At 43.1% G+C, this 24,710-nt stretch carries 19 protein-coding genes; 13 read left to right on the forward strand and 6 right to left on the reverse strand.

Annotated features, from left to right (window positions below; genetic code table 11):
* Positions 1-46 precede the first annotated feature (46 nt).
* Entirely contained in the window at positions 47-1,333 is a 1,287-nt protein-coding gene (fucP, locus tag PZB74_RS04745) for an L-fucose:H+ symporter permease (protein ID WP_302241192.1), read from the reverse strand.
* Between the two features lie 252 nt (positions 1,334-1,585).
* On the opposite strand from fucP, the gene PZB74_RS04750 reads away from it, so the two are divergent.
* The 7 genes from PZB74_RS04750 (at position 1,586) to PZB74_RS04780 (ending at position 8,933) form a co-directional block, all read left to right on the forward strand.
* The gene (locus tag PZB74_RS04750) at positions 1,586-2,875 is read left to right on the forward strand and encodes a serine hydrolase domain-containing protein (protein ID WP_302241193.1); all 1,290 of its coding nucleotides are present in this window, start codon (positions 1,586-1,588) and stop codon (positions 2,873-2,875) included.
* A 141-nt stretch (positions 2,876-3,016) separates the two neighbouring features.
* Positions 3,017-3,973: a calcium/sodium antiporter gene (locus tag PZB74_RS04755; protein WP_302241194.1), complete on the forward strand. Its 957-nt coding sequence runs from the start codon at positions 3,017-3,019 to the stop codon at positions 3,971-3,973.
* Positions 3,974-4,055: 82 nt separating this feature from the next.
* A complete protein-coding gene (locus PZB74_RS04760; RefSeq protein WP_302241195.1) occupies positions 4,056-4,316 on the forward strand; it encodes a DUF202 domain-containing protein in 261 nt (86 codons plus the stop codon).
* Positions 4,317-4,330: 14 nt separating this feature from the next.
* Entirely contained in the window at positions 4,331-5,365 is a 1,035-nt protein-coding gene (locus PZB74_RS04765; protein WP_302241196.1) for a LacI family DNA-binding transcriptional regulator, read from the forward strand.
* A gap of 90 nt (positions 5,366-5,455) precedes the next feature.
* Entirely contained in the window at positions 5,456-7,033 is a 1,578-nt protein-coding gene (locus tag PZB74_RS04770) for a solute:sodium symporter family transporter (RefSeq protein WP_302241197.1), read from the forward strand.
* A gap of 48 nt (positions 7,034-7,081) precedes the next feature.
* The gene (locus tag PZB74_RS04775; RefSeq protein ID WP_302241198.1) at positions 7,082-7,936 is read left to right on the forward strand and encodes an inositol oxygenase family protein; all 855 of its coding nucleotides are present in this window, start codon (positions 7,082-7,084) and stop codon (positions 7,934-7,936) included.
* 46 nt (positions 7,937-7,982) lie between these two features.
* On the forward strand, positions 7,983-8,933 hold the full coding sequence (locus tag PZB74_RS04780; RefSeq protein ID WP_302241199.1) for a carbon-nitrogen hydrolase family protein: 951 nt from the start codon (positions 7,983-7,985) through the stop codon (positions 8,931-8,933).
* On the opposite strand, the gene PZB74_RS04785 is transcribed toward PZB74_RS04780, so the two are convergent.
* From PZB74_RS04785 to PZB74_RS04805, 5 genes are all read right to left on the reverse strand, one after another.
* A complete protein-coding gene (locus PZB74_RS04785) occupies positions 8,934-9,674 on the reverse strand; it encodes an acyl-[acyl-carrier-protein] thioesterase (protein ID WP_302241201.1) in 741 nt (246 codons plus the stop codon). It lies immediately after the preceding gene.
* 27 nt (positions 9,675-9,701) lie between these two features.
* The gene (locus tag PZB74_RS04790) at positions 9,702-10,301 is read right to left on the reverse strand and encodes an aminotransferase class IV (RefSeq protein ID WP_302241202.1); all 600 of its coding nucleotides are present in this window, start codon (positions 10,299-10,301) and stop codon (positions 9,702-9,704) included.
* Positions 10,285-11,268: an aminodeoxychorismate synthase component I gene (locus tag PZB74_RS04795; RefSeq protein ID WP_302241203.1), complete on the reverse strand. Its 984-nt coding sequence runs from the start codon at positions 11,266-11,268 to the stop codon at positions 10,285-10,287. The genes PZB74_RS04790 and PZB74_RS04795 overlap by 17 nt, the downstream gene beginning before the upstream one ends.
* A 213-nt stretch (positions 11,269-11,481) precedes the next feature.
* Positions 11,482-13,446: a tetratricopeptide repeat-containing sensor histidine kinase gene (locus PZB74_RS04800; protein ID WP_302241204.1), complete on the reverse strand. Its 1,965-nt coding sequence runs from the start codon at positions 13,444-13,446 to the stop codon at positions 11,482-11,484.
* Positions 13,447-13,869: 423 nt separating this feature from the next.
* Positions 13,870-14,637: a glucose 1-dehydrogenase gene (locus PZB74_RS04805; RefSeq protein WP_302241205.1), complete on the reverse strand. Its 768-nt coding sequence runs from the start codon at positions 14,635-14,637 to the stop codon at positions 13,870-13,872.
* Between the two features lie 366 nt (positions 14,638-15,003).
* On the opposite strand from PZB74_RS04805, the gene PZB74_RS04810 reads away from it, so the two are divergent.
* The 6 genes from PZB74_RS04810 to PZB74_RS04835 all read left to right on the forward strand — a co-directional run bounded on the left by PZB74_RS04810 (position 15,004) and on the right by PZB74_RS04835 (position 24,669).
* On the forward strand, positions 15,004-15,468 hold the full coding sequence (locus PZB74_RS04810) for a RidA family protein (protein ID WP_302241207.1): 465 nt from the start codon (positions 15,004-15,006) through the stop codon (positions 15,466-15,468).
* Between the two features lie 92 nt (positions 15,469-15,560).
* Entirely contained in the window at positions 15,561-16,778 is a 1,218-nt protein-coding gene (locus PZB74_RS04815) for an aminotransferase class V-fold PLP-dependent enzyme (RefSeq protein WP_302241208.1), read from the forward strand.
* A gap of 49 nt (positions 16,779-16,827) precedes the next feature.
* Positions 16,828-18,072, forward strand: coding sequence for an amidohydrolase/deacetylase family metallohydrolase (locus PZB74_RS04820; protein ID WP_302241209.1), 1,245 nt, complete (start codon positions 16,828-16,830; stop codon positions 18,070-18,072).
* Between the two features lie 32 nt (positions 18,073-18,104).
* Positions 18,105-19,523 (forward strand): PQQ-dependent sugar dehydrogenase family protein, encoded by a 1,419-nt coding sequence (locus PZB74_RS04825; protein WP_302241210.1) that lies wholly within the window; start codon positions 18,105-18,107, stop codon positions 19,521-19,523.
* A 446-nt stretch (positions 19,524-19,969) separates the two neighbouring features.
* A complete protein-coding gene (locus PZB74_RS04830; protein ID WP_302241211.1) occupies positions 19,970-23,056 on the forward strand; it encodes a SusC/RagA family TonB-linked outer membrane protein in 3,087 nt (1,028 codons plus the stop codon).
* A 20-nt stretch (positions 23,057-23,076) separates the two neighbouring features.
* A complete protein-coding gene (locus tag PZB74_RS04835; protein WP_302241212.1) occupies positions 23,077-24,669 on the forward strand; it encodes a SusD/RagB family nutrient-binding outer membrane lipoprotein in 1,593 nt (530 codons plus the stop codon).
* The last annotated feature ends 41 nt before the right edge of the window (positions 24,670-24,710 follow it).

Here is a 24,710-nt window from a genome sequence, read left to right on the forward strand (position 1 = left end):
TAGAACCTATAAATTTTGTAAGGAGACTTAATTAAGTCTCCTTTTTTTATACCTCCTCTGCTACGCTGCTCGTTGCAGCCTCCTGTTTAGCGTTTCTTCTGGATAGTCGGCCATAGACAGCAACCACCACAAAACAAAACATAGGCACCAGATACGCCAGATGGATGCTGCCCGTCATATCAGATACCTGCCCCTGCACAGAGGTAAGCACCGCTCCTCCTAGTATTGCCATAATAAGACCCGAACCACCAAGTTTGGTATCATCGCCAAGGCCTCTTACCGCCAAACCATAAATGGTCGGGAACATAAGCGACATACAAGCAGAAATGGCTACCAGAGCGTATACCCCCACATAACCTCCGGAGATCACTACAACAAAAGTACATAAGACTGCCAGCACCGACAATAATGCTAATAAGTTACCGGGAGAGATCACCTTCATTAAGGCTGTACATACAAAACGACTAAGCGTAAAGAGAACCAAAGCAGCGAGATAATAGGTAGCTGCAGAATCTTCATCTATCTGTAGCTCCAGCATGACATAGCGTATTGTAAATGACCATACGCCAATCTGAGCTCCCACATAGAAAAACTGCGCCACTACGCCCCATACATAGTTAGGGTTTTTCACTAACCTTTTCAGCGTAGGCAATAGCTCTACCTTGTCATTAGCGTCAGATGCCTTAGGCATTTTAGTAAAAGCAATTACCAGCCACAGCAACAGCAATAGTACGGCTACTCCTACATAAGGCCCCATTACGGCACTCAACTCTTCTGCTTGAACAGACTGTAGCTCTTCGGGAGACATACCGGCACGCTCCTCAGCACTGGCAGCGTTCAGTTGGGAGAGGATGAACACTTTACTCAGTAATACGCCAACGATAGAACCTATAGGGTTGAATGATTGCGCCAGGTTAAGTCGGCGGGTGCCACTCTCTTCTGGTCCCATGGCAATAATATAGGGGTTGGCAGAAGTTTCCAGTATGGAAAGTCCACCAGCCAGAATAAAGAGCGCCGCCAGAAAATGTCCGTATACCATTGTCTGGCTAGCCGGGTAAAAGAGTAGCGAGCCGCCTATAAAAAGACCAAGGCCAAGGAGCACTCCACTCTTATAAGTAAACCTTTTAATAATTAAAGCTGCCGGAAGTGCCAGACAAAAATAAGAACCATAAAAGGCTATTTGAATCCAGCTGGTCTGAAAATCAGACATGCTCATAATCCTTTTAAAAGCTGCCAGCAGGGTATCTGTCATATTGTTGGCCAGTCCCCACATCAGAAACAAACTGGTAATCAGAACAAAAGGAAGTATAGGGGTTTTAGGTTGGTTGCTCATGAATATGCACGTATTAGTATTAATTCACCCAATTTATAATTTAAATCTATTTGTAAGCTGTATTCATCAAGCAATTAGCATAATATTTACCTGGCTGACTACGCTAATCTTTGCTAAAACCTGAAATTTTCTTTCTTCATCCTGAGCTGATGAAGCTATAAAATTGACAACACTTCCGCTATTTGTAGGCTCAATCTGTCATTTTTTAATATTTTAACATCTTGATCAACTAATTACAACAACTACACTTTAATGAAAACTAACCTTCTCTTTCTGTTTTTTATGTGCCTTGCTTTTATAGGGGCAGCTCAAACTCAATCTATACAAAAGTCTGCTCCTCTAAAAGTTGCGCCTCCTGCCTCAGTAGGCATGTCTGCCGAACGACTGGAGCGAATTGATGAAATGTGCAGGCAGGCTATAGCCCAGAATGAGGTGCCCGGCATAGTAGCTCTGGTAGCTCGCAAAGGTAAAATTGTATACCATAAAGCTTTTGGAACCGCAAATGCTTCAGGAGAGAAGCTGGAAAAAGATGATATTTTCCGTATTGCATCACAGACCAAAGCTATTACCGCTACTGCCGTAATGATGCTATGGGAAGAGGGCCGCTTCAGACTAGACGACCCCATTTCAAAATTCATCCCTGAGTTTAAAAATCCTCAGGTATTAAACCGTTTTCAGTATAGCGACACATCATTTACTACCGAGCCCGCTAAACGAGAGATAACAATCAGACACCTGCTTACCCACACTTCTGGCTTAGGCTATGGAGTAATAGATGGCGATGAGCGCTTTAAAATGATGTATGAAAAGGCCGGTGTAGTAGACCTGTTTACTACTAAAGACATCAGCATAGAAGAAAGCGTTAAGCGTCTGGTCAAGCTCCCCTTGCATCATCATCCCGGAGAGGCTTACGTATACAGCGAAGGATTGGATGTGCTGGGCTATTTTGTTGAAATAGTATCAGGAATGCCTTTTGATAAGTTTCTGCGAGAGCGATTGTTCAACCCATTAGGTATGGATGACACCTGGTTTTACCTGCCACAAAGCAAAGCGAAGCGCTTAGTAGCCATACAAACACCTGAAGGCAATGAGTGGAAGAACTATCCTACTACCTTTTACGAACCTGAATACCCAGTTAAAGGAGCCAAGAGGTTTTTTTCAGGAGGCGCTGGCTTAAGCAGCACGGCAAAAGACTATGCCACATTCCTGCAAATGTATCTGAATGGTGGAGAGCTTAATGGCACACGCATCCTAAGTCGCACAACCATCAAGACAATTATGTCTAACCAGATCGGACAGCTTTGGGAAGGCAACGATCGCTACTACGGGCTGGTATTTGGCGTACTAAATCACAAAGGTGAAGCCACAGGAGGGAGAGGTAGTGTGGGCACATTTGACTGGGGAGGCTATTTTAATACCCAATATTTTGCCGACCCGGAAGAGGAGCTGATAGGCATAATTATGAAGCAAACCCGCAAGACCGTATCTGACCAGACTGGCTGGAGGTTCAGGCAGCTCGTAGGCCAGTCCGTTGATGATTAAACCACATAGCAACAGCATAATCTCTTATGCTTAGCACTCAGAGAAAATATTTTACTGCCTAAGTGTAACAAAATATTTTCTCTTATGTAGTGTTTCACTTCTTCGTGCAATCCACGTATACATTCGGCATAATACTACTGTATGCTAAATGAAATTTTGTTGATTGTACTCTCGCTGGTACTGCTGTATTTTGGGGCCAGCTGGCTTATTAGTGGCGCTAGCTCTATAGCCATCAGGCTAGGCATTAGTCCTCTGATTATCGGGCTGACCATAGTGGCCCTGGGAACCAGTATGCCTGAGCTTCTGGTAAGCATCAAAGCTGCGTTGCAGGGCAATGGAGGCATCTCAGTTGGCAATGTAGTAGGGTCTAATATTTTTAATATTGGAATTATACTTGGCCTTTCTGCCATGTGCTATCCTATAGTGGTGCACGCTGCCATTCTACGTACCGACATACCCCTTATGCTGTTTTCCGCTTTGCTCTTTCTTCTCTTTTTCATAGATGCTCAAATCAGCCGATGGGAAGGCAGTATTTTTCTCCTTATCAGTGTGGCTTACACATATTTTAATGTAAAAAAAGCCCGTGAGGCTAAAGCTGCCGTAAAAGAGGAGTTTGCAGTAGCCTTACCTATAAAACAAGCTTACTGGCTAGTAGATGTATTGCTAATAATACTAGGCCTTTCTGTTCTTCTTTTTGGCTCAGACCTATTGGTTCAGTATTCTGTAAACCTGGCCCGAAGGTTTGGAATAAGTGATGCAGTTATTGGCTTAACAATCGTAGCAGCAGGCACCAGCATGCCAGAGCTGGCAACATCTGTAGTTGCCGCTATCAAAAAACAGCCTGATATTGCTTTAGGTAATGTGGTCGGCTCTAATATTTACAATATTCTGATCATACTGGGTGCTTCTTCTCTGATTACTCCATTGTACGCCTCCGGCATAGCTCTTAGCGATGGTCTGCTTATGCTAGGCCTGTCTGCCCTGCTGGTACCACTGGTTCGTACTGGCTTTGTATTACAGCGCTGGGAAGGGGGGTTATTGTTTGCCATCTACCTCGCCTACATGTTTTACCTTTTGTGGTTTAATATAATGGCCTAAGTAAAAGGCATTATAAGTCTTCTTACAGAAATTGTATATTAAGCCCTCAATAAAATCATGCAAAGCAGCTACAGACTATTGTATGGAAGAAAAAAAAGAACTTATTCTCAGAGATTTACTGGCTGTTGAAAGAACAAAGCTGGCCAACGAAAGAACCTTTTTAGCCTATTTCAGGACAGCTGTCGCCCTTTTTGGGGCTGGATTGGGCATAGTAGAGCTGGATTATTTTAAAGAATACACTACTCTTGGTTTTGTACTACTGCTGGCGGCGGTTCTTACTCTTGTGGTGGGTATTATCCGCATTATACAGGTAAAAAAAGTGATTGAAAAGTCGCAAAAGTAAGCAGCAGATGGATTATGCGTAAATACCAAAGCACTGTAGATATTGCCAAAGCACTGGGTCTTTCTGCCTCCACTGTATCGCGAGCTTTGAACGACCACTACTCTATTAGTGCTAAAACTAAAAAAAGAGTGCTGGATTACGCACAGGAGATTGGCTTCAAAAAAAACCTGAATGCTTCTCGTCTTCACCAGCACAAAACTTTTACCCTGGGCATACTAATGCCGGAGGTAGTAAGCCATACTTTTTCGCGGCTGGCTCAGGGAATCAACGATATCCTGGAACCTGAAGGCTATGATATGCTTATCATGAATGCCTCCGAGCAGTATGAGAAAGAACTGCATATGCTGGACTACCTTATTTCCAGTCGTGTAGATGGAATTATTTATGCCCCTACACATCAGACAAAAGATTACAATCACCTACAGATCGTTTTTAAAAATCAGATCCCCTTTGTTAATGTAGACCGGGGGATTGTAGGCATAGACTGCCATCAGATTCTTCTGGATGACCAAAAAGGCGCGTACCAGGCTACCCAGCACCTTATAGACATAGGCTGCCGCCGCATTGCCCATATCGCCGGTCCTAAAGAAGCCCTGAACTCTCATAACCGTCAGAAAGGATATGAGCAGTGCTTACGGGCTAATGGCCTTAGCCCGGAGGCCTCGCTTATCAGCTACTCCGACTTTTGCCTCCGCAATAGTGCTGAATCAGTAAAGCAAGTATTTTCGCAGGCTACATTACCCGAAGGTATTTTTGCTGTAAATGATGAAATGGCGATGGGCTGTATAGATATGGCTATTCAAAAAGGAATAAAAATACCTGATGAGCTTGCCATTATCGGCTTTGATAATGCTGCGTATGGCCCCTTCTTTCGTCCATCTATCTCTACTGTAAAAAGCCCAATACGTGAAATGGGCCAGATGGCTGCCCGGCTTTGTCTCCGGCAAATTAACAACTACGATGCCCACACTCCTCAAACCCAACTACTAAGTCCTGAGCTTATCATCAGAGAAACCAGCCGCCGAGGCTATCCTAAGCATTATGCCTAATGCAAACGTGTGCATAAAAATAAATCTGCTAAATTGTCTGTGAGCGGAAACGCTTATACATTGTACACTGCTTTAGACTAATACAACAACATGCAGATTATATTGTCCTTCGTAGGCTTTACGGCCTTCGTAGCATTTTATTCGTGGTTTAAATTACGAAAAGACTCACTCTCCTCACGTGATGGATACTTTTTAGGAGGCCGAAGCCTGACCGGAATTGTCATTGCCGGCTCTATGCTTCTTACCAATATTTCTACAGAGCACCTGATAGGGCTAAATGGCTCTTCTTATAAAAATGGGTTTATCATCATTGCCTGGGAGGTTACCTCCGCTCTGGCACTGATTGTAGCGGCTATTTATTTTATACCAACTTATCTGAAGATGGGGCTGACCACTATACCGCAATATCTGGAGTCGCGCTTTGATAGTGCTACCCGTACACTGGTAGCTTTCTTTCTGATGGTATCATTTGTAGTAACCTTACTGCCTATTGTACTCTTTACCGGTGCTATTAATCTGGAGAGTATCTTCAACGTATCAGAAGTGCTAGAGGTAAGCAAGAACGAGGGACTATGGATAACGGTGGTAGTTATAGGGCTTATCGGCTCCTGCTATGCTATATTCGGTGGGCTCAAAGCTGTAGCCTATTCGGATACAATAAACGGTATAGGTCTGTTTATTGGAGGTTTGCTCGTTCCTATATTAGCTCTTTGGGATATTGGTGAAGGTAATCTTCTCAACGGGCTTAATAAAGTTTATGAGCATAGCCCCGAAAAGTTTAATGTAATTGGAGCGCCAGATTCTGTGCTACCCTTCAGCACACTTTTTACCGGGCTGGTAATCAACCAACTGTACTTTTGGGGAATGAACCAGACCATCATACAAAGAGCTTTAGGTGCCAGAAATCTGGTAGAAGCACAAAAAGGGTTACTTTATACCGGAGCGCTCAAAGTTTTCGTTCCTATTATTATAGTACTGCCCGGCGTAATTGGTTACTACTACTTTGGCGACGCTATGTACGACAATCAGGACATGATATATCCCGAACTGGTAAAGAAGGTGCTCCCTTTAAGCCTGGTCGGATTTTTTGCCGCCGTAGTAATGGGAGCAGTACTCAGCACCTTTAATAGTGTACTCAACAGTACTGCTACCATATTTAGCGTAGGTATATACAAAAGGCTAATTGATAAGAGCGCCACAGATACTCAATTGGTAAGGGCGGGTAAAATTAGTTCTACAGTACTGGCACTGGTAGCCATTATGGCTGCTCCTCTGGTTGCCAGCGCTCCTGAAGGACTGTACCAGCTACTTCAGCAGCTAAATGGTATTTTCTTTATACCTATAGCTTCTATTATGATTGCCGGTTTGTTTATTCCGCAAATATCTGCTGCGGGGGCCAAAGTAGCTCTTTTTGTAGGGCTGGCATTTTATATCACTACCACCTTTATACTGGAAGTTGACATTCATTTTGTACATATCTGGGGGATTGAATTTCTACTAAACCTGCTTGTCATGTTTGTAGTTTCCAGAATATACCCCAACACAAAAATCTGTACCCAGCCTCAGGCTTCTGGTGAGCTGGAGGTTGAACAATGGAAATACACCAAACCTTTTAGCATACTACTTACTATAATTATTGTTGGTATTTACATCTGGCTTGGCCAGTAAAACAGATAAGGATAAAAAATATTACTGTACGCATAAATCGTAAACGCTATGAAAAATCTGAAAGATCAACTGGATATTGAAGATCTGTGGGAAGAAGACCTTAGAGCACGCTACCCTGAAGATGGTAAAAAAGCGAAAGAAGAGTTTAGAAACTATGATAATCCGGGAAGGGATACGGTAAAGGAGTTTTATCGCCAAAACCACCTCCACCAGACTTATGATTTTGTGATGCAAAAAGAGGCAGAATACAAGAAGCTGGATAAGAGAAAAATGACGCTTTGGGAGGCTGTAGAGTTCCTGAATACGCTGGTAGACGACTCTGACCCGGATATTGACCTGGATCAAACGCAGCATCTGCTACAAACCTCAGAAGCTATACGCGCCGATGGTCAACCTGACTGGCTGGTTTTAACAGGGTTCCTTCATGATTTAGGGAAGATACTATGCCTCTTTGGAGAGCCACAGTGGGCTGTTGTTGGCGACACCTTTCCGGTAGGCTGCCAGTATTCCGATAAAATTGTTTACCCTGAGTTTTTCAAAGATAATCCTGATTATCTGGATCAGCGCTTTAATACCAAGTACGGTATTTATGAACCCAACTGCGGCCTGGACAATGTTCATATGTCTTGGGGGCATGATGAGTACCTGTACGCTGCCATGAAGAACTATCTGCCCGAGCCTGCATTGTACATCATTCGTTATCACTCATTTTATGCCCAGCATAAAGAAGAAGCCTACAGCCACTTAATGAATGAGCACGATCATGAGATGTTTAAGTGGGTTAAAACTTTTAATCCTTATGACTTGTATACTAAATCTCCAAAGGCACCAAATGTGGCTGAGCTAAGACCTTATTATGAAGATCTTGCCTCTAAATACCTGCCCGATGTTATTGCTTTTTAAGGGTTAAGCGCTCAAATTGTAGTTTGAGCACATTAAAACTAAACTGGTGACAAAAGTAAAAGCTTGTGTAGTACAGGAAAGCCCTGTCTTTTTTGACAGGGAAGCCTGCCTCCAAAAAATAGAGCAGCTGGTAAAAAAATACGCTACAGAAGGCTGTAAGCTTATTGTTTTTCCTGAGTCATTTATTCCTGGCTACCCAAGAGGCTTTACTTTTGGCACCAAAATAGGCAGTAGAGATAAAGCTGGCCGGCAGTTATACGCAGCATATCATCAACAAGCCCTTGACCTTTCTGGTCCTGACCTGAAGCGACTTGAAGCGCTGGCTCGCACGCATCAGGTGTACCTGATTATTGGAGCTACCGAAAAAGACCCACAACATGCCAGTCTGTACTGTAGTATGCTATACATATCTCCTTTAGCGGGTTTGCTGGGCGTACACCGAAAGATTAAGCCAACCGGCTCTGAGCGTATTATCTGGAGTGAAACCGGAGGGGAATCATTAATTAGCGTACAGACAAAAATTGGCAGACTTGGCGGACTTATCTGTTGGGAAAACTACATGCCGCTGGCTCGTATGGCTATGTACCAACAGGGAGTAGAGATTTATCTCGCTCCTACCGCCGATGCTCGTCCGGCATGGGTTGCCAGCATGCAGCACATTGCCTTGGAGGGGCGCTGCTTTGTGCTCGCCTGTAATCAGTACTTTGAGAGAAGCATGTACCCAACACAATACCGAGCATTAGTAGAAGATGATGAAGAAGTGATGTGTCGTGGCGGCAGTGTTATTATTTCACCTATGGGAGAGATTATGGCAGGGCCTCTTTACGATCGGTGTGGAGCGCTTTCTGCTGAACTGGATTTGGATAACATTATCCCTTCACGACTGGATTTTGATGTTACTGGCCACTACAACCGTCCGGATATTTTTAAGCTGGATATACAATGCTTCCCTAAGATTATTCAGGAAGAAGAACTAGTAAAGAAAATGAACGCATAATCATACCTGCTTCCATTTTAGCGCACCACTAAAACAGGGCTGCTCTTCTGCCTGGCGATAACCATTAATCAAGTACATACCTTCTTCCTCCTGTTTGTAAATTTCTACCAAATCTCCTTCTTTGATCTCAGTAAGAAAGTTTAACTGCAAACTATCTAGTTGATACTGCCGCATATGCTCAGTAGAAAAGCTATTGAGCATCCAGGCTACATAACGAATATTATTTACGTGTGCATTATGATCAATATCTGAATAACGAGCATGTTCTATATGCTTTTTACCCTTACGAAGCTCAGGTAGTTTTTCTATCGCTTCTTCAATAGCATCTTGCTGAAAATTAAGATGAGAAAAAAAGCTATCGGGACGTACGGGCCTTCTATTTTGCGTATTCAGTATCAGCCAATACGAACTTGCTCTGCCAATTATCTCTCCCTCTGCTGAGCGCACCAAAAAATCTCTGACTGCAAACAAACGCTCAGTTCCTTTAGCCCAGCTTTCTATAATAATTTGCTCATGCCAGCGAGGCATACGCTTTACTTTAAGCAAGAGGCGAGAGAGTACCCAAAACAGATGTTGCTTATCAAACTGCTTATACCCTACTCCCAGCTGAAGAGCATGCTCGCTGGCCACCTCCTGAAAGAAAGCACAGAGCACATCAGGGCGCCTTCGCCTAAAGTCTACATCATAGGAACGAATTCTGAAAGACTGGAGATAAAGCAAGGAAGAAGACTTTTTCATCATATCTGAATCGGTACACTAAAAAAACCACTAATAAATATACTCAACCGCTATTTTTTTACCTTCTGCTAGTGGGTTAAGTGCATTTACAAAGGTAAAGAACTGATATCTGGACAGATCATCTTCTTGAATAGGAATTGCCTTTACTCTTGCAGTATCCAATAAAAACTGACGCTGTACACCTTTAAGCAGAGGCTGGTCAGAGGTAAACCAATGCTTACCATCGGAGAAAAGAATGTTAGCAAAATAACTATCCGTAACTATACCTTTTTTGATAATAAGAATATCGTCGCACTCACCTTTATCAGCATAGAGCTGCGCCAGTAATTCCCGATCTTTATATTTTAAATGATAGTCAACGGTTGGATGGTAAACTTTTTTTAAGCTTTGTATCTGAGGCCGCTGATAAGGTAAGACTTCAACTTGCTCAACCTTTTTGCCATAAACCAGGCGGCACTTATAAAGCCCCTGCCTATAGTGGGGCAGTATTGGCCCCAGTACTTCTTCTAAACTAAGTATGCTTTTCGTTTTCCACAGCTCGTACCGGCTTCGGTTTAGCCGCTCCTGATGGTAAGCTAATAAACTTACTTTGCCATTTTCAATGCTAATGGTTTCAAGTAAAAGGCACATACACTTTGTCTATTAGCTCCTGATATTCGTTTTCGCCTATACTTTGCGCGGTAATTCCGCCACCGCTTTTGTATATAAACTGGCCGTTCTTCTGCTCTATATAGCGTATCATTACTGCGCTATCTAGTTTAACGCCATCAAAAATACCCATTACACCAGTGTAATAGCCTCTTTCGTAACCTTCAGCCTCCTGAATGATCTGCAATGTTTTAGGCTTGGGCGCGCCACTTACAGAGCCCGCGGGTAACATCCCCATGATAATGTCGCCAATTTTTGATGGATAGTTGGCTGGTAGCTTCCCACTTACTTCCGAGCTTACCTGCAGCAGTTTCCCTTTATAAGTGGTAAGCTCCTCTACAAAGCGAAAGCGCTTTACTTCCACCCCAGTAGCAAACTGGCTAAGGTCATTTCTTAACAAATCTACAATGGTAACATGCTCAGCCAACTCTTTGGGGTCTGCCAACAATTTTTGCTCTGCTCCGGGCAGGCTACTATCAATAGTACCCTTCATGGGGTAGGTACTAACTACGCCATTATCAATTTTAATAAAAGTTTCAGGGGAGAAAACCACAAACTCATCCTGATACCATAGCTTATATCGTGCCTGACTTTGATGGTATATTTGCTTTAAACTTCTGTTAACCGCGATAGGCGTAGGCAAGGTAAGGTTAACCAGAAAAGAATTACCTACCCGAAGGTTTTCCATTACCAGGTTAAACGACTTTTTGTATTGACTAAAGTTAAGCGGAAACTTCTCAAACTGAAGTGGAGGCAGGTTTTGAGCAGGTAATGATTCTGCATTGCTTTGGCCACAAAAGTTATAAAGAATTTGCTCTCTCGCTATATCATGTAAGGGGTAAAGCATCGGTTTCTGCATCAGAAAATCAATGATAAAGAGAAAAGGAGTAGCATGAGCTCCCAGCACATTCATTTCTCTTTGTATCTCGTATGCAGCTTCAGTTTTCATGAGAACGGGACTATTGCTACCGATATTTAGCTTTTGGTGCGCTTTCTATATAGCTTTCAAAGATAGCCAATAGCCTTTTGAAGCTTTATAAGCTCAAACAAATTTTCTGAAGAATTAAGCCTTACAGTAATATAAATCAGTCAACCTGAATTATACTTTTTACATAAAATTGTGTAGTACTGCTTGAGGATGCATGAATATTAAAGAAAACATCTAGATTTCTACCTTCTCTTCAAGTTCTTTTTGCAAATACTTTCTGAAGAAAACTATAAACTCTGTTCCTTTCCCTGGCTGACTTTTCACTTTAAGTTTAGCATGATTACACTCTACAAATTGCTGTACCAGCACCAAACCGATACCGGTACCTTTTTCACTATCGGTACCACAACTGGAAATATCCTTACCTGTTAATACAAATATTTTATCCAACTTTTCCTGCGGAATACCTACTCCATTATCTTTTATGCTTATACCTACATATTCTTCTTCTTCCAGATAGGTAATTCGTATATTTCCTCCCTGCGGTGTAAACTTAATTGCATTCCCTACCAAGTTTTGGAGAATGATACGTACATAGTCTGCATCTGCATAAATTGGTGACATACTATTACTGGCATGTTCAATTTTTATATTTTTTTCACCAGCTATAAAACATGCCACAGAGAGGATATCTTTGGTAATACTTAGCAGTTCTACTCTACTAAAAGCTGCTTTGATACCTTTTTGCTGACTATTAGCCCAGTATAATATGTTGTTCAGCATTTCGGACACACTAGAGACCTTCAGATAAAGCTTTCTTAAGACCGTCTTCTGCTCCTGAGGGGATAGTAAATCTTCATGAATTAACTCAAAAGTACCCATGATAGAAGCAAAAGGACTTTTTAAATCATGCCCTATGATAGAAAACAACTGATCTTTGGTAGAATTAAGCTGAGTGAGTTCCTTATTTTGCCGGGTAATCTTCTCTTTTTGAGAAGCAATGTTTTTATTTTTCTCCAGCAGTAGTTGATTCAGTCTGTTCTTTCCTCTGTAATTGAAATATATTAGCACCGCTACTACAATAGTACACATTGCCAAAAGACTGATTAAAATGATGACAATCTCATTCAGGCGGTTTTTCTCCTGTTGAATAGCGTTTTCGCGAGCTAGCTGGTCATTTTCAGCCTGCTTATGTTTTAAGTGCAAAAAATTGAGATCTCTCTCTTTTGCTTCGCTGTATAAACTATCACTATAGGCTTTATAAAGTTGATGATAATGATAAGCTTCATCAAACTTATTAATAGCGGCATAGCCTTGGGCGAGAATACCGAGTGCTCGCTCAAGATCCCATTTAGCATTTACCTTTTTAGCATAAGCATAGCTTTCTCTAGCATACTCTACTGCCTGTTGATATTGCCCTAAGGCATAATGGGTTTGAGCAATGCCTGAATAAGCAAAGGCATATTCCCAGTTGCTCTGGTACGTAGTATCATCTAAAACTTTTTGGTAATAAGTCAGAGCCTTTTTATAGTCCTGCATGTGGTAATAGATTTCACCCATACGATCATAACCCATTACCAACATACGCTTGTCATCTATTTCTTTTGCTAGCCCGATCACCTTATTCAGGTAGTAAACAGCACTATCATAGTTACCGCTTTCGTCATAAGAGAGGCCTATGTTAAAATAGTTTTTCGTGAGCAATTTGCTGTTGTCAAGACTCGTGTTGATTTTTATTGCTTTACTCAACTCCTGCACAGCAGCTTCATAGTTATGCTGTCCAATATATATAATGCCAATAGCATTTAAACCTAAAGCGTATGCCTCCTGGTCTTTAAGCTTTTCACTATACTCTATCCCTTGCATATAAAAGTCTAATGCATTTGGGTACGAACCTTTAATGTAATAGGCCCGGGCAATGGAAAATATCGCCTCCATTTCTGTTAGCGCATCACCCTGGGCATTGGCTAAGTGATAGGCCTGCTGACTAAACAAAAGCGTAGAGTCTGGATAATTAAAAGTATAGGCTTCTGACAAATCCAGTAATAGCTCTACACTCTCACTATAAGAAAGATAGTTTGCATTACGCTGTAAACTATCATATCGTTGAAGTAAGCTGTCTAAATCTGCCTTAGCGTGAGTAGTAAATGGAAGTAGTAAGAATAAGATGATAAGAGAGTACACTCTACATTGAGGCATGTGTAGATTTCAGGTTAGTTTTAGTAAAATCAGAGTTCAAGACTTTAGCTTAAAAATAAGGATAGATTGTGAATAAATACACGATAATAGTGCTAATTAGACATATTTCTGAATAAAATCCTCAGACTATTTTTTAATATCCACAAATAAAAAAAGCGCTCTTATGGAGCGCTTCGCATTACTTTATCATATGATCAAAGTACACAATATACTGCCCAGGCAGCACAGGCTAACGTTACTTTAATCGCTATTGCATATCTTTTTCTGGTATCCATAGCTTTTCATTTTAAAACTCTAAGCTAAACCTCAAGATTGTGCCAAAGGTTCACTTGTATTGTATTTTTCTTCATATTACCCATTAAAATTTACAGATCTACCTAAAGAAAAGCTCTATTATTAGAATAATAACAATACAGGACTATACTATTGTTTACTACCGGGAATCATTACTCCTAAACCTCCATCTATACGGTAGGCTTGCCCCGTCATAAATGCGGCTTTATCGCTACAGAGGTAAGATATAAATTCACCTACTTCTACAGGCTGGGCTATACGCTTGGTCAGGTGCATGTTTACACACTCCTGATAAGGAATTTCTGGATCGGGAGACTGCTCAAAACCCCAACGGACTAAAGGCGTATCTACTGTGCCCGGGCATACCGCTACGCAGCGTACTTGTGGGCCGTAGTCTACTGCAATACTACGGGTAAGCCCGATCATAGCCGTCTTGGAAGTTACATAAGCACAAACATTACCCTGGCTTAGCATTGCCTGCACACTGGATACATTTACGACCACTCCTTTGCCCATCTGCTGCATGTGAGGGATAGCATATTTGGCGCAGAAGAAAGCACTCTTCACATTAACATTCATCAACAGATCCCACTCTTCTTCGCTGGTTTCTGTAACCGGAGCATAGCGCTGTATTCCGGCATTGTTGACCAGATAGCTAGGCTTACCAAACTGGGCCACCCCCTGAGCAATAGCTTCTTTTACCTGCTTCTCTTTTGAGACATCACAGTCGTAAAAAACTGCATGCCCGGCAAATTTACCTGCTACCTGTTTTCCGTGTTCAGCATCCGTATCCAGCATAATTACTTTAGCCCCTTCTCTTACAAATACTTCTACCGTAGCGGCTCCAATTCCTTTACTGGCGCCAGTAATTATAGCTGTTCTGCCTTGATGTTCCATAGGTTGTTGTATAGTTATATCCAAAAAATTACCTTATTAAGATAGACGAAAAATATAGAATATAATTGATTTTAATAAACCCAGATGTAGGGCAAATTCTATAAAACCACTGCCAAATTTTCTTTTATAGTATGTTCAGAACACTTAATTAATTTTACTGTAGCACATGAGGATAGTGCACAATTTACCCCTAATGCTTCAGATTGTAGTTTAAAGCTGTGGAGAATTCAACTTTTTTGGTTATACTAGTCTAATAGCAGCTTGGCAAAATTCATAAAGATCTGTGTTTGAAAGAAAGTAATCGCCAGCCCAATTGAATACGATACAATCAACACTATTAATATAAATCAACACAATCTACATTTCATGAAAACACCACGCAGATCAATTTTGAAGAAGCTGATGGCCTCAGTAGCCGGTGTCGCGGGGATAGGAATAAGTGCTAAAGCTGCTACTACCCCAGACTCAAATAAGGAAGTATATAACGCAACGCCAGAGCCGGGGCAGGAAGTCCCATTATTTTCCGGTTCTGTAAAGCAGGGAGGCTTTGTATTTGTGGCTGGCAAAGGAGCGCATTTTGAAGGGGATATTAAGGCACATACTGACCATGTACTTAATGAGTTAGAGAAAGAGTTGAAAAAGGCAGGTTCTTCTATGGATAAAGTTGTAAAGGTGAACGTGTACCTACACGACCTTAATGACTACCACGAGATGAATGAAGTATACCGTGGCCGTTTTGGCAAAAATCCTCCGGTAAGGACAACCATAGCCACCTACGGAGGGGTCCCCGGCAACTCTCTGGTGGAAATTGACTGCATTGCCTCAGTCTAAACATCTAGCCTGAGCAGGGCTCCTCTACCCCCTTGTTTCAGGCACCTTTCTGTCAAACTCTACTTATGTAACACTTATTAATTCCTAATCTTATGTTAGATCGCAGACAACTCCTCAAGCGTTTGTCCGCCCTACCCTTTGTGGGTGGACTGCTAGGCAGTAGTACTATGGCGCAGGCTGCCACAAACTCTCTTCCTTATCGTGACTACTTTGCTGAACTAGGCGTACGTACGTTTATTAATGCTGCCGGTACCTACACCTCTATGACCGGCTCACTGCTCAGAGAAGAAGTAAAAGACGCTTACCAATACGCATCGCAAAACTACGTGATGTTAGACGAACTCCAGGACAAAGTGGGCGAAAGAATTGCTGAACTGATAGGCTGTGAGGCAGCTACGGTCACTTCTGGTGCCTTTTCTGCCATGACTTTGGGCACTGCCGGCATACTTAGTGGTATGGATGCCGAAAAAGCTGCGATGATTCCTCAACTGGAAGGCAGCGGTATGAAAAGTGAAGTCATCATACAAAAGTCGCACAACATCGGCTATGCTCATGCCTTACGTAACTGTGGGGTAAAAATGGTGGAGATAGAAACGGAAGAAGAACTCAAAAATGCGATTAGCGATAAAACTGCGCTCATGATTTTTATCAACGCCTTTGAGCCCAACGGTCAGATAAATGCCCAGGAGTGGCTTAAAATAGCGAAAAAGAACAATCTACCCGCCATGAATGACTGTGCGGCAGATGTACCTCCGGTAGAAAATCTCTGGAAGTTTACCGAGATGGGCTACGACCTGGTTTGCTTTTCAGGAGGCAAAGGCATCAGAGGACCTCAAAGCGCAGGACTTTTACTAGGCAAAAAAGAGTTGATAGATGCTGCTCGTTTAAGTGCGCCTCCTCGTGGCGACACCGTGGGCAGAGGCATGAAAGTAAATAAAGAAGAAGTGCTGGGAATGCTGGCAGCCCTGGAAGCTTACCTTAATGGAGACCGTGAAGGTGACTGGAAGCTCTGGGAGCAGCAGGTGGGTCTCATCGCCGACGCTGCCAATACAATAAAGGGAGTAAGCACTAATATTCATGTTCCTCCTATCGCTAATCATGTACCTACTCTGGGGGTCTCTTGGGATACAAAAAAGGTACGAACTACTGGCGATGAGTTAAAAGAGGTACTTCGCAAAGGGCATCCCTCTATAGAAGTAGCAGGAGGAGGTAAAGACTCTATCAGCATTACTACCTGGATGCTAAAGCCAGGGCAAGAAAGGATAGTTGCCCGCAGACTGCAGGAAGTGCTCTCTGAGGCCAGTGCCTGATAAGACAGTTTTTTTGGCTGTCATTTTTATACACTAACATAACCTAAACATGCGATTCAAATCTACAATTATAGGGCTTTTGCTAGGCTTTATAGCTTTACATAGCTATGCTCAAAATTACTCTTTACTTCTTAAAGGAGGCCATGTCATTGATCCTAAAAATAACATTGATGGCATTATGGACATTGCTATTAATGCGGATACTATAGCCCTGGTTGCCAATAATATTGATGAAAGCGAAGCCGAACTGGTGGTAAATGCCAGCGGCCTCTATGTAGTTCCAGGCCTAATAGATCTCCACTCGCACAACTTCCACGGCACCGAGCCCGATGCATATCTGAGTAACAGCTTTACCGCGCTACCACCGGATGGCTTCAGCTTTCGTACGGGTGTCACTACAGTTGTAGACGTAGGAGGCGCTGGATGGAAGAATTTCTCCACTTTTAAAGAGCAGACTATTGATCGCTCCAAAACCAGAGTGCTTTCATTTCTGAATATTGTGGGGTCAGGTATGCGTGGAGGACTGTACGAGCAAAACCTGGATGATATGGATGGTAAATTAACCGGGCAAATGGCACAGCAGCACCCTGAAATTGTAGGAGTTAAGGTAGCCCACTATTCAGGACCAGAGTGGAAGCCGGTAGAGCAGGCAGTTATTGCCGGAGAGATTGCCAACGTACCTGTTATGATAGACTTCGGCGGCCATATTCCCCCGCTTTCTCTTGAAGACTTACTGATGGAAAAGCTACGCCCCGGAGATATATTTACCCACACTTTTGCTCACGTTACTGGCCGAATACCCGTAGTAGATGAAAGGGGAAATGTTCGCCCTTATGTTTATGAAGCCCAAAAAAGAGGGGTCATCTTTGACGTAGGGCACGGTGGCGGAAGCTTTTTGTTTCGGCAGGCCGTACCTGCCTTGGAAGAAGGCTTTAGACCAAATACCATTAGTACAGACCTACACACCGGCAGTATGAACGCAGGTATGAAAGATCAGCTCAATGTTATGTCTAAGTTTTTAAACATGAAAATGCCATTGGCTGAAGTAATTGCGGCATCTAGCTGGAATTCTGCACAGGTGATTAAAAGAGAAGATTTGGGACACCTTTCGGTAGGTACTGAAGCTGACATTGCCATACTAAGTCTGCAAGAAGGAGCCTTTGGCTTTATAGATGCTGGCGGTTATAAGATGGATGGCAGCCAGAAACTCGTTTGTGAGCTTACCATTAGAGCAGGTGAAGTGGTCTACGACCTTAACGGCATATCGCGTCCGTACTGGCTCGTGAAGCAGTAGGAGCTTGTTTACCAACCAAAACATACAGCTCTATGAATAAGCACCTTACTATACTCATGAGCCTACTCCTGCTTGGCACTCTGGGTTGCCGGCAGGCTACTATAGAAGCAGGGGAGCCGGAAACTCCCGAAAGGCTGCCCACTGCATTGGCAGAAGGGATTACTGTAGAACCCTTTATGCAAATTGGTCGCGGAGGCATACGCCTCTGCCTTGACCCTATTAGTGGCGACTTCTTTTACAATAATATGAGAGGCGATATTTACCGTATCTACCGGCAGGCTGACTCTCTCTATGACGAAAAGCTGTACGATGTAAAAGATCACGGTATAGAGTCTCTTCAGGGTATGTACTTTTTAGATAGCAGCCTTTATCTGGTAGGCAATAAATTCTATCAGGACAACAAAGCTACCAAAGGAATAGTGATGAGAGGCCAGCTAGCGCAGGAGGGGAAGTATAAGTGGGATACACTGGCGATAACTGAAGCTTACGGCAAACCCAAAACGCTTTACAGCCATGAGTTTAATGGCATAGCCCTAAGCCCTGATCAGCAGTTCATATACATTAACAGTGGTGCCCGTACCGACCATGGAGAGGTACAGGACAATGATGGGCTGTTTCCTGGTTTAAGAGAGTCTAACCTGACGGCCTGTATTCTCAGGCTTCCGGTAAACGGCAAAAATGTTTTACTAAGAGATGACTCTACCTTTCTGGCTGAAGAAGGCTACCTTTTTGCGGCAGGCATACGAAACGCTTACGATCTGGACTTTTCACCTAAAGGCCACTTATTTGCGGTATCTAATTCGTCTGACTATGACCACCCAGAAGATATGTTCTGGGTTAGAGAGGGGCACCATTATGGCTTTCCATGGCGCATGGGCAATATGGACAACCCCCAGCAATATGCTGACTGGGAGGCTGATCCTGAAAAAGATCCTTTTATCAACACCCGCACCCATGCCTATACGCATCGTTACTTCAGAAATGACCCTGACTTTCCTAAAAAGCCAGCTACATTAAATATTACCCCCCCGGTGCTAAACTACGGTCCAGATGCCAATTTCTATAGAGAACGCGAAACAGGAGAAGTAAAAGACGGAGATGATACTGGTGAAGCAGTAGGCACATTTACCGCGCACCGTTCGCCACTGGGGCTTTTTTTTGATCAGGATAGCCTTCTGGCTCCCCCTTATACCGGAGAAGGTTTCGTTCTTAGCTACACCTTTGGAGAGTATTCTTCGCTAATGAGACCCATTTCTACCTTAGGAGGAGACCTTATGCACCTAAAGCTTCAATATGACCCGGAGACTGATAACTATACTGTTAACTGCTACAGAATTGTAGAAGGTTTTAGAGGCCCTACGGACGCCCTTATGATTGAAAATGATGTCTATGTAATTGAGACTAGCGGTATGATTTGGAAAATACGCTTACCTGTTCATCTACAAACATGAAACTAGTAAGACTAGTAATTTCCCCCTACTAGTGTTAGTAGCATACCCTTTTTTTTCATACATTTAATTACTACGGTTATGTACAGAATCCATCAAGTAAAACGATTAAGTCGTTGGGCAAAGAAGCCACCAGACAAGTTTGCCGGCATAGCCAGGAATAGTAATTACAGAAACTGATTTTTTTACAGTTAGGCTCACAAACTGAATGAATGTCTTAAGGACAGCAACTCTTTTATACATGGTAGCGCAAAAAGGCAACAAAAATTAATTTTAATTAATACGTTAACGTAAACGTGTAAAATATTTAATATATTATTCCGCATTTAATGCGCTACACATAATTATAACCAAATACACACATGTTTCACCAAACATAATAATATGAAAACAGCCCTTATTACCTTTTAATGACAATTACTCTTTTATATGATTAACTAAATTTTACTATGAGAAACCGCTTACTAATTTTTATTTGTTTTTTACTCTTACTGTCCGCTTACGATATTAAGGCACAATCGCGCACAGTAAGTGGTAAAGTAACTTCGGAGGATGATAATACCGACCTCCCCGGAGTAAACGTACTGGTGCAGGGTACTACCGTAGGTACCGTAACTGATGTAGAAGGAAACTATAGCATCTCCGTTACTGGTGACAACCCTGTCCTTGTCTTTTCATCAGTAGGTTTTGAGTCTACAAGCGTGGCAGTTGATGGACGCTCTACGGTTAACGTAAGTCTTAGCTCGGACCTTCAGCAGTTGGGTGAAGTAGTAGTAACAGCTCTGGGTATAACTAAAGAAAAACGTACCCTTACCTATAGTACACAGGAGGTGGCCAGCCAGGGCATAGAAGAGGCTCGCCCACTAAACGTAGCCGAAGCCCTGAGTGGTAAAGTGGCGGGTATTGCCATTACTACCACCGGTGCGGGGGTGGGTGCTCCTGCTAAAGTAGTGCTTAGAGGTAACCGCTCTCTGCAAAGCAATGGTAGCCAGCCTCTGTATGTAATTGATGGTATACCAGTAGGTGGGGATATTTCTAATATTTCACCTAACGATATAGCCAGTATCTCAGTACTAAAAGGAGGAAACGCCGCGGCCCTTTATGGTAGCCGCGCCAACAATGGGGCGATCATTGTTACGACAAAGTCTGGTGAAAATGCCCCTATGGGTGTTTCTGCTGATCTTGGCTTCAACTACCAGATAAACTCCCCTATTCTACTTACTAAGTACCAGAACCGCTACGCACAAGGGTCTGCCGGAGTTTACTCTCCAACAGCATTTACCTCATGGGGACCCCAAATGAGCGGTCAGATTGTAGACCACTGGTCTAATGACCCTGACTACCTGAGTGCATTAGGAGGCACCTATGCACTGGTACCGCAGCAGGATAACGTCAAAGACTTTTTCCAGAATGGACACACTATGGCTGTAAGTGTAGGGGTAAACATTAAAAACGAAAACTCCAATACGCGCTTCAACTATACCAATACAGACGGTAAGGGTATTATACCACAGAACAATCTGAACAGCCATTATATCAACATAAGAAATACCACTACCCTTTTTGACAAGCTAACGGTAGATGCTAAGGTCAATTACATCCGTAGTGATTTCTCTGATGTTCTTTTTAGTGGTGAAAACTTTGATAACCCCCTCAGATACGCTTATATCTTACCCAGAAATATTCGTACTGAAGATCTGGAGCACTATCAGTTTGTAAATGAAGGCGGGCAGTTAAAGCAGCACTTTTTTGTACCTCGCTCCAACGAAGCAGGCAACCCTTACTGGACCGTCAACAATGTAAAGCGTCCTCGTATTACCGAAAGAGTGTTAGGCCTGGTATCCCTTAAATACCAGATTACCGATGATCTATCTATACTCGCAAGATCGGGTATAGACCGCGATAATACTTTTGAGGAGTTTCTAAGATATGCAGACACTTACATTACGGCTGACTTTGGCTCTTATTCCAAAACTTTTAGCTACGGACTGGAGTGGAACTCTGATATCCTGGCGAGCTTCCAGAAAGACCTGACTGAAAATATTTCTTTAGGACTGAATGCCGGTGCCAACCTCAGACAGTCAAAAATTGAAAGTGTAGGAGGATCAGGCTCTAACTTTAATGTGGAAAACCTCTTTGCTCTGGGCAACACTTTACAGCCAAGACCTAACGAAACCTTTGCTGAAAAAGAGCAACAGTCTGTGTATGTCTTCGGTGAAATTGGGTTCTTAAATGCTGTCTTCTTAAGCGGATCATTCAGAAACGACTGGAGTTCAACACTGCCCGAAGAGAATCGCTCTTACAGCTATCCTTCTGCCGGGCTAACGGCCGTTGTCAGCGACTTGCTAAGCTTGCCTTCGGCTATCAGCTTTTTAAAGCTTAGAGGGTCTTGGGCAGAGGTAGGTAACGACACCGCTCCTTATCGCTTATCTAGACAGGCCATCGTAAATGCAGGTACCATTTCACTTAGCCCTACTCTGCCTCTTGCAGATTTGAAGCCTGAAAGAACCAGAACCTGGGAAGCTGGATTTGATGCCCGATTCCTGGATGACAACCTTCGTCTGGACTTCACCTATTACAAGTCCAATACATTTGACCAGCTGTTTGCGACCAATGTGCCGGTAGCATCCGGGGTTACGAGTGTCTTCCTTAACGGAGCCGATATTCAAAATCAGGGTGTAGAGGTTGTATTAGGTATTACGCCAGTTAGTAGTCCAAACTTCTCCTGGGACTTAAATGCTAACTTTGCTAAGAACGTTAGTGAGGTAGTAGAAATCTCTGATGATATAGATGTACTTATTCAGGGCAGTGGCTTTTTGAATGAGTATCGCATACAGGAAGGAGAACCTTTTGGAAACCAGTATTCTCGCGGCTTTGCCAGAGATGATCAGGGGCGTGTACTAATAGACTCACAGGGCCTACCCGTAATTACTTCAGGTAAAACTGTGCCGGTAGCCAACTTTAACCCTGACTGGTTAATGGGTCTTAGCAATACATTCAAATACAAAGATTTTTCTTTGAGAGCATTGGTAGACATACGTCAGGGTGGAGAAGTAACCGTATTTACCGAAGCTATTATGGCAGGTAGCGGACTGTTAGACTATACCGAAGAAGGTAGAGATGGAACATTGGTCTTTGGCGAAAATGTATTTGGCGGAGAAAGTGCCGTGCTGGTAGATGAAACCGGCAGCCCTACAGAAACACCTAACAACATCCAGATCAGTTCAGAAGCCTTGTGGAATCGCCTGGGTGGTAGAAATACACCTGTAGGTGAAGCCTTTATCAGAGACGCTTCTAATATTCGTTTAAGAGAGCTTTCTTTCAGTTACAACTTGCCTACAAGTACACTAGAAAGACTCCCTTTCAGAAAAGCCAGCCTCTCTCTTGTAGGAAGAAACCTTTTCTTCTTTAGCAACAAGACTGAATACTTTGATCCGGAAGCTGTACAGTCAGTGGATAATAACGCAGAAGGTCTTAACTCTTTTGCTCCTCCTACTACCAGAAGCTTTGGTGTATCATTAAACCTTAGTTTTTAATTGCGAAAAATATGATAAAAATGAATCGTAATATATTATCTATGGCAGCTCTGGCCCTTACCTTATTGGTCAGCAGTTGTACCGACGACTTTACTGATCTAAATACAGATCCTAAAAACCTGACCGTAGACAACCTCTCTCAGAGTGAGTATGGCGCGGTAGTAAAAGCAGCTATGTACGCTCCGGCTTTTTTACCAAACTCTGCCCGGGGACCTTTTCAGCTGACGCAATCTTTGTTTTCAGATATTTATGGAGGCTACTTTGCCACTACTGCACCTAATTTTGACTCTGATAAATTCATACTGGTAGGTGGCTGGCTAAATGGCGCGTTCAATTATTTCTACGGAAGTGCCGCTCCACAAATAAAGTATGCAGAAGATTTTGCAGCAGAGAATGGCTATGAGCTGGAAAATGCCATGATGAAAGTCTGGAGAGTATGGTCGTATCACCGTATCACAGACTTCTGGGGACCTATCCCTTACTCGCAATTTGGTAATGGCGAGCGCTCCGTACCTTACGACTCTCAGCAGGAAATTTACCAGGACTTTTTTACCACACTTAACGAAGCCATACCAGTATTGCAAAGCAATGCAGGTACTACTTCTTTCTTGGGCTCTAATGACCTACTCTATGGAGGTAATGTAGACCAGTGGATAAGATTCGCCAACACCTTGCGCCTTCGCCTGGCAATGCGCGTTAAGTATGTAGATCCGGCACTTAGTAAAACTGAAGCTGAAAAGTCTGCTGCCGCACCTCTGTTAGAAGCTAACGAAGATATCGCGAGCATTGCTACCAGCGCCCCCGACTTTACCAATCCTTACAATACTATTACACAATGGGGGGAGTTTCGTATGAGCGCCGATATGGAAAGTATTCTTAAAGGATACGAAGACCCTAGAGTGGCATTTTACGCAGCTCCTGCTGCTGACCCTGACCCTAGTGATGACCCATCAGGTGTAGAATTCCCTTATGAGGGTATGCGCAATGGTCAGTCTAAAGTTGACAAACAGGGCATAAACTTTAACGCTCTGGCCTCGGATATGGCAGAAGCTTATACCGAAGCTGGTGCTGCCGGACCTGCATTTGTTGTTATGAATGCTGCGGAGTCTTACTTCCTGAGAGCAGAAGGGGCCCTGGAAGGCTGGAACATGGGAGGTACTGCCCAAAGTTTGTACGAGCAAGGTATTGTAGTCTCTCATGAGCAATATGGTCTAGATGGTAGCAATCTGTCTGGCGATGCTTATGTAGCGAGTGCGAACACGCCTGCGTCTTTTGATGGTACTGTGCCAGCGGCCTCCGAGGTGCCGGTTGCTTTTAATGCTGCTGGTAGTAAGGAGCAACAGCTTGAACAAATTATCACTCAAAAGTGGATTTCTATCTACCCTAATTCTCAAGAGGCCTGGGCAGAAAAAAGAAGAACCGGATACCCTACATTCTACGATCGCCTGAATACTGACAATCCGGCTATTCCAGTAAACACTGTGCCGAGAAGAGTACCTTTTGTAGACGGTGAGTTTACCACTAATGCCAACGCTGTTAATGAAGCAATTTCCAGCAAGCTGGGTGGTCCTGATAACGGAGCTACTAAACTGTGGTGGGATGCTAAGCCCTAATTAATACTATACTTTCTTAATAAAAGTGCCGGTCTACACTG

The sequence above is a fragment of the Porifericola rhodea genome, from assembly GCF_030506305.1.
Taxonomy (GTDB): Bacteria; Bacteroidota; Bacteroidia; order Cytophagales; family Cyclobacteriaceae; genus Catalinimonas; species Catalinimonas rhodea.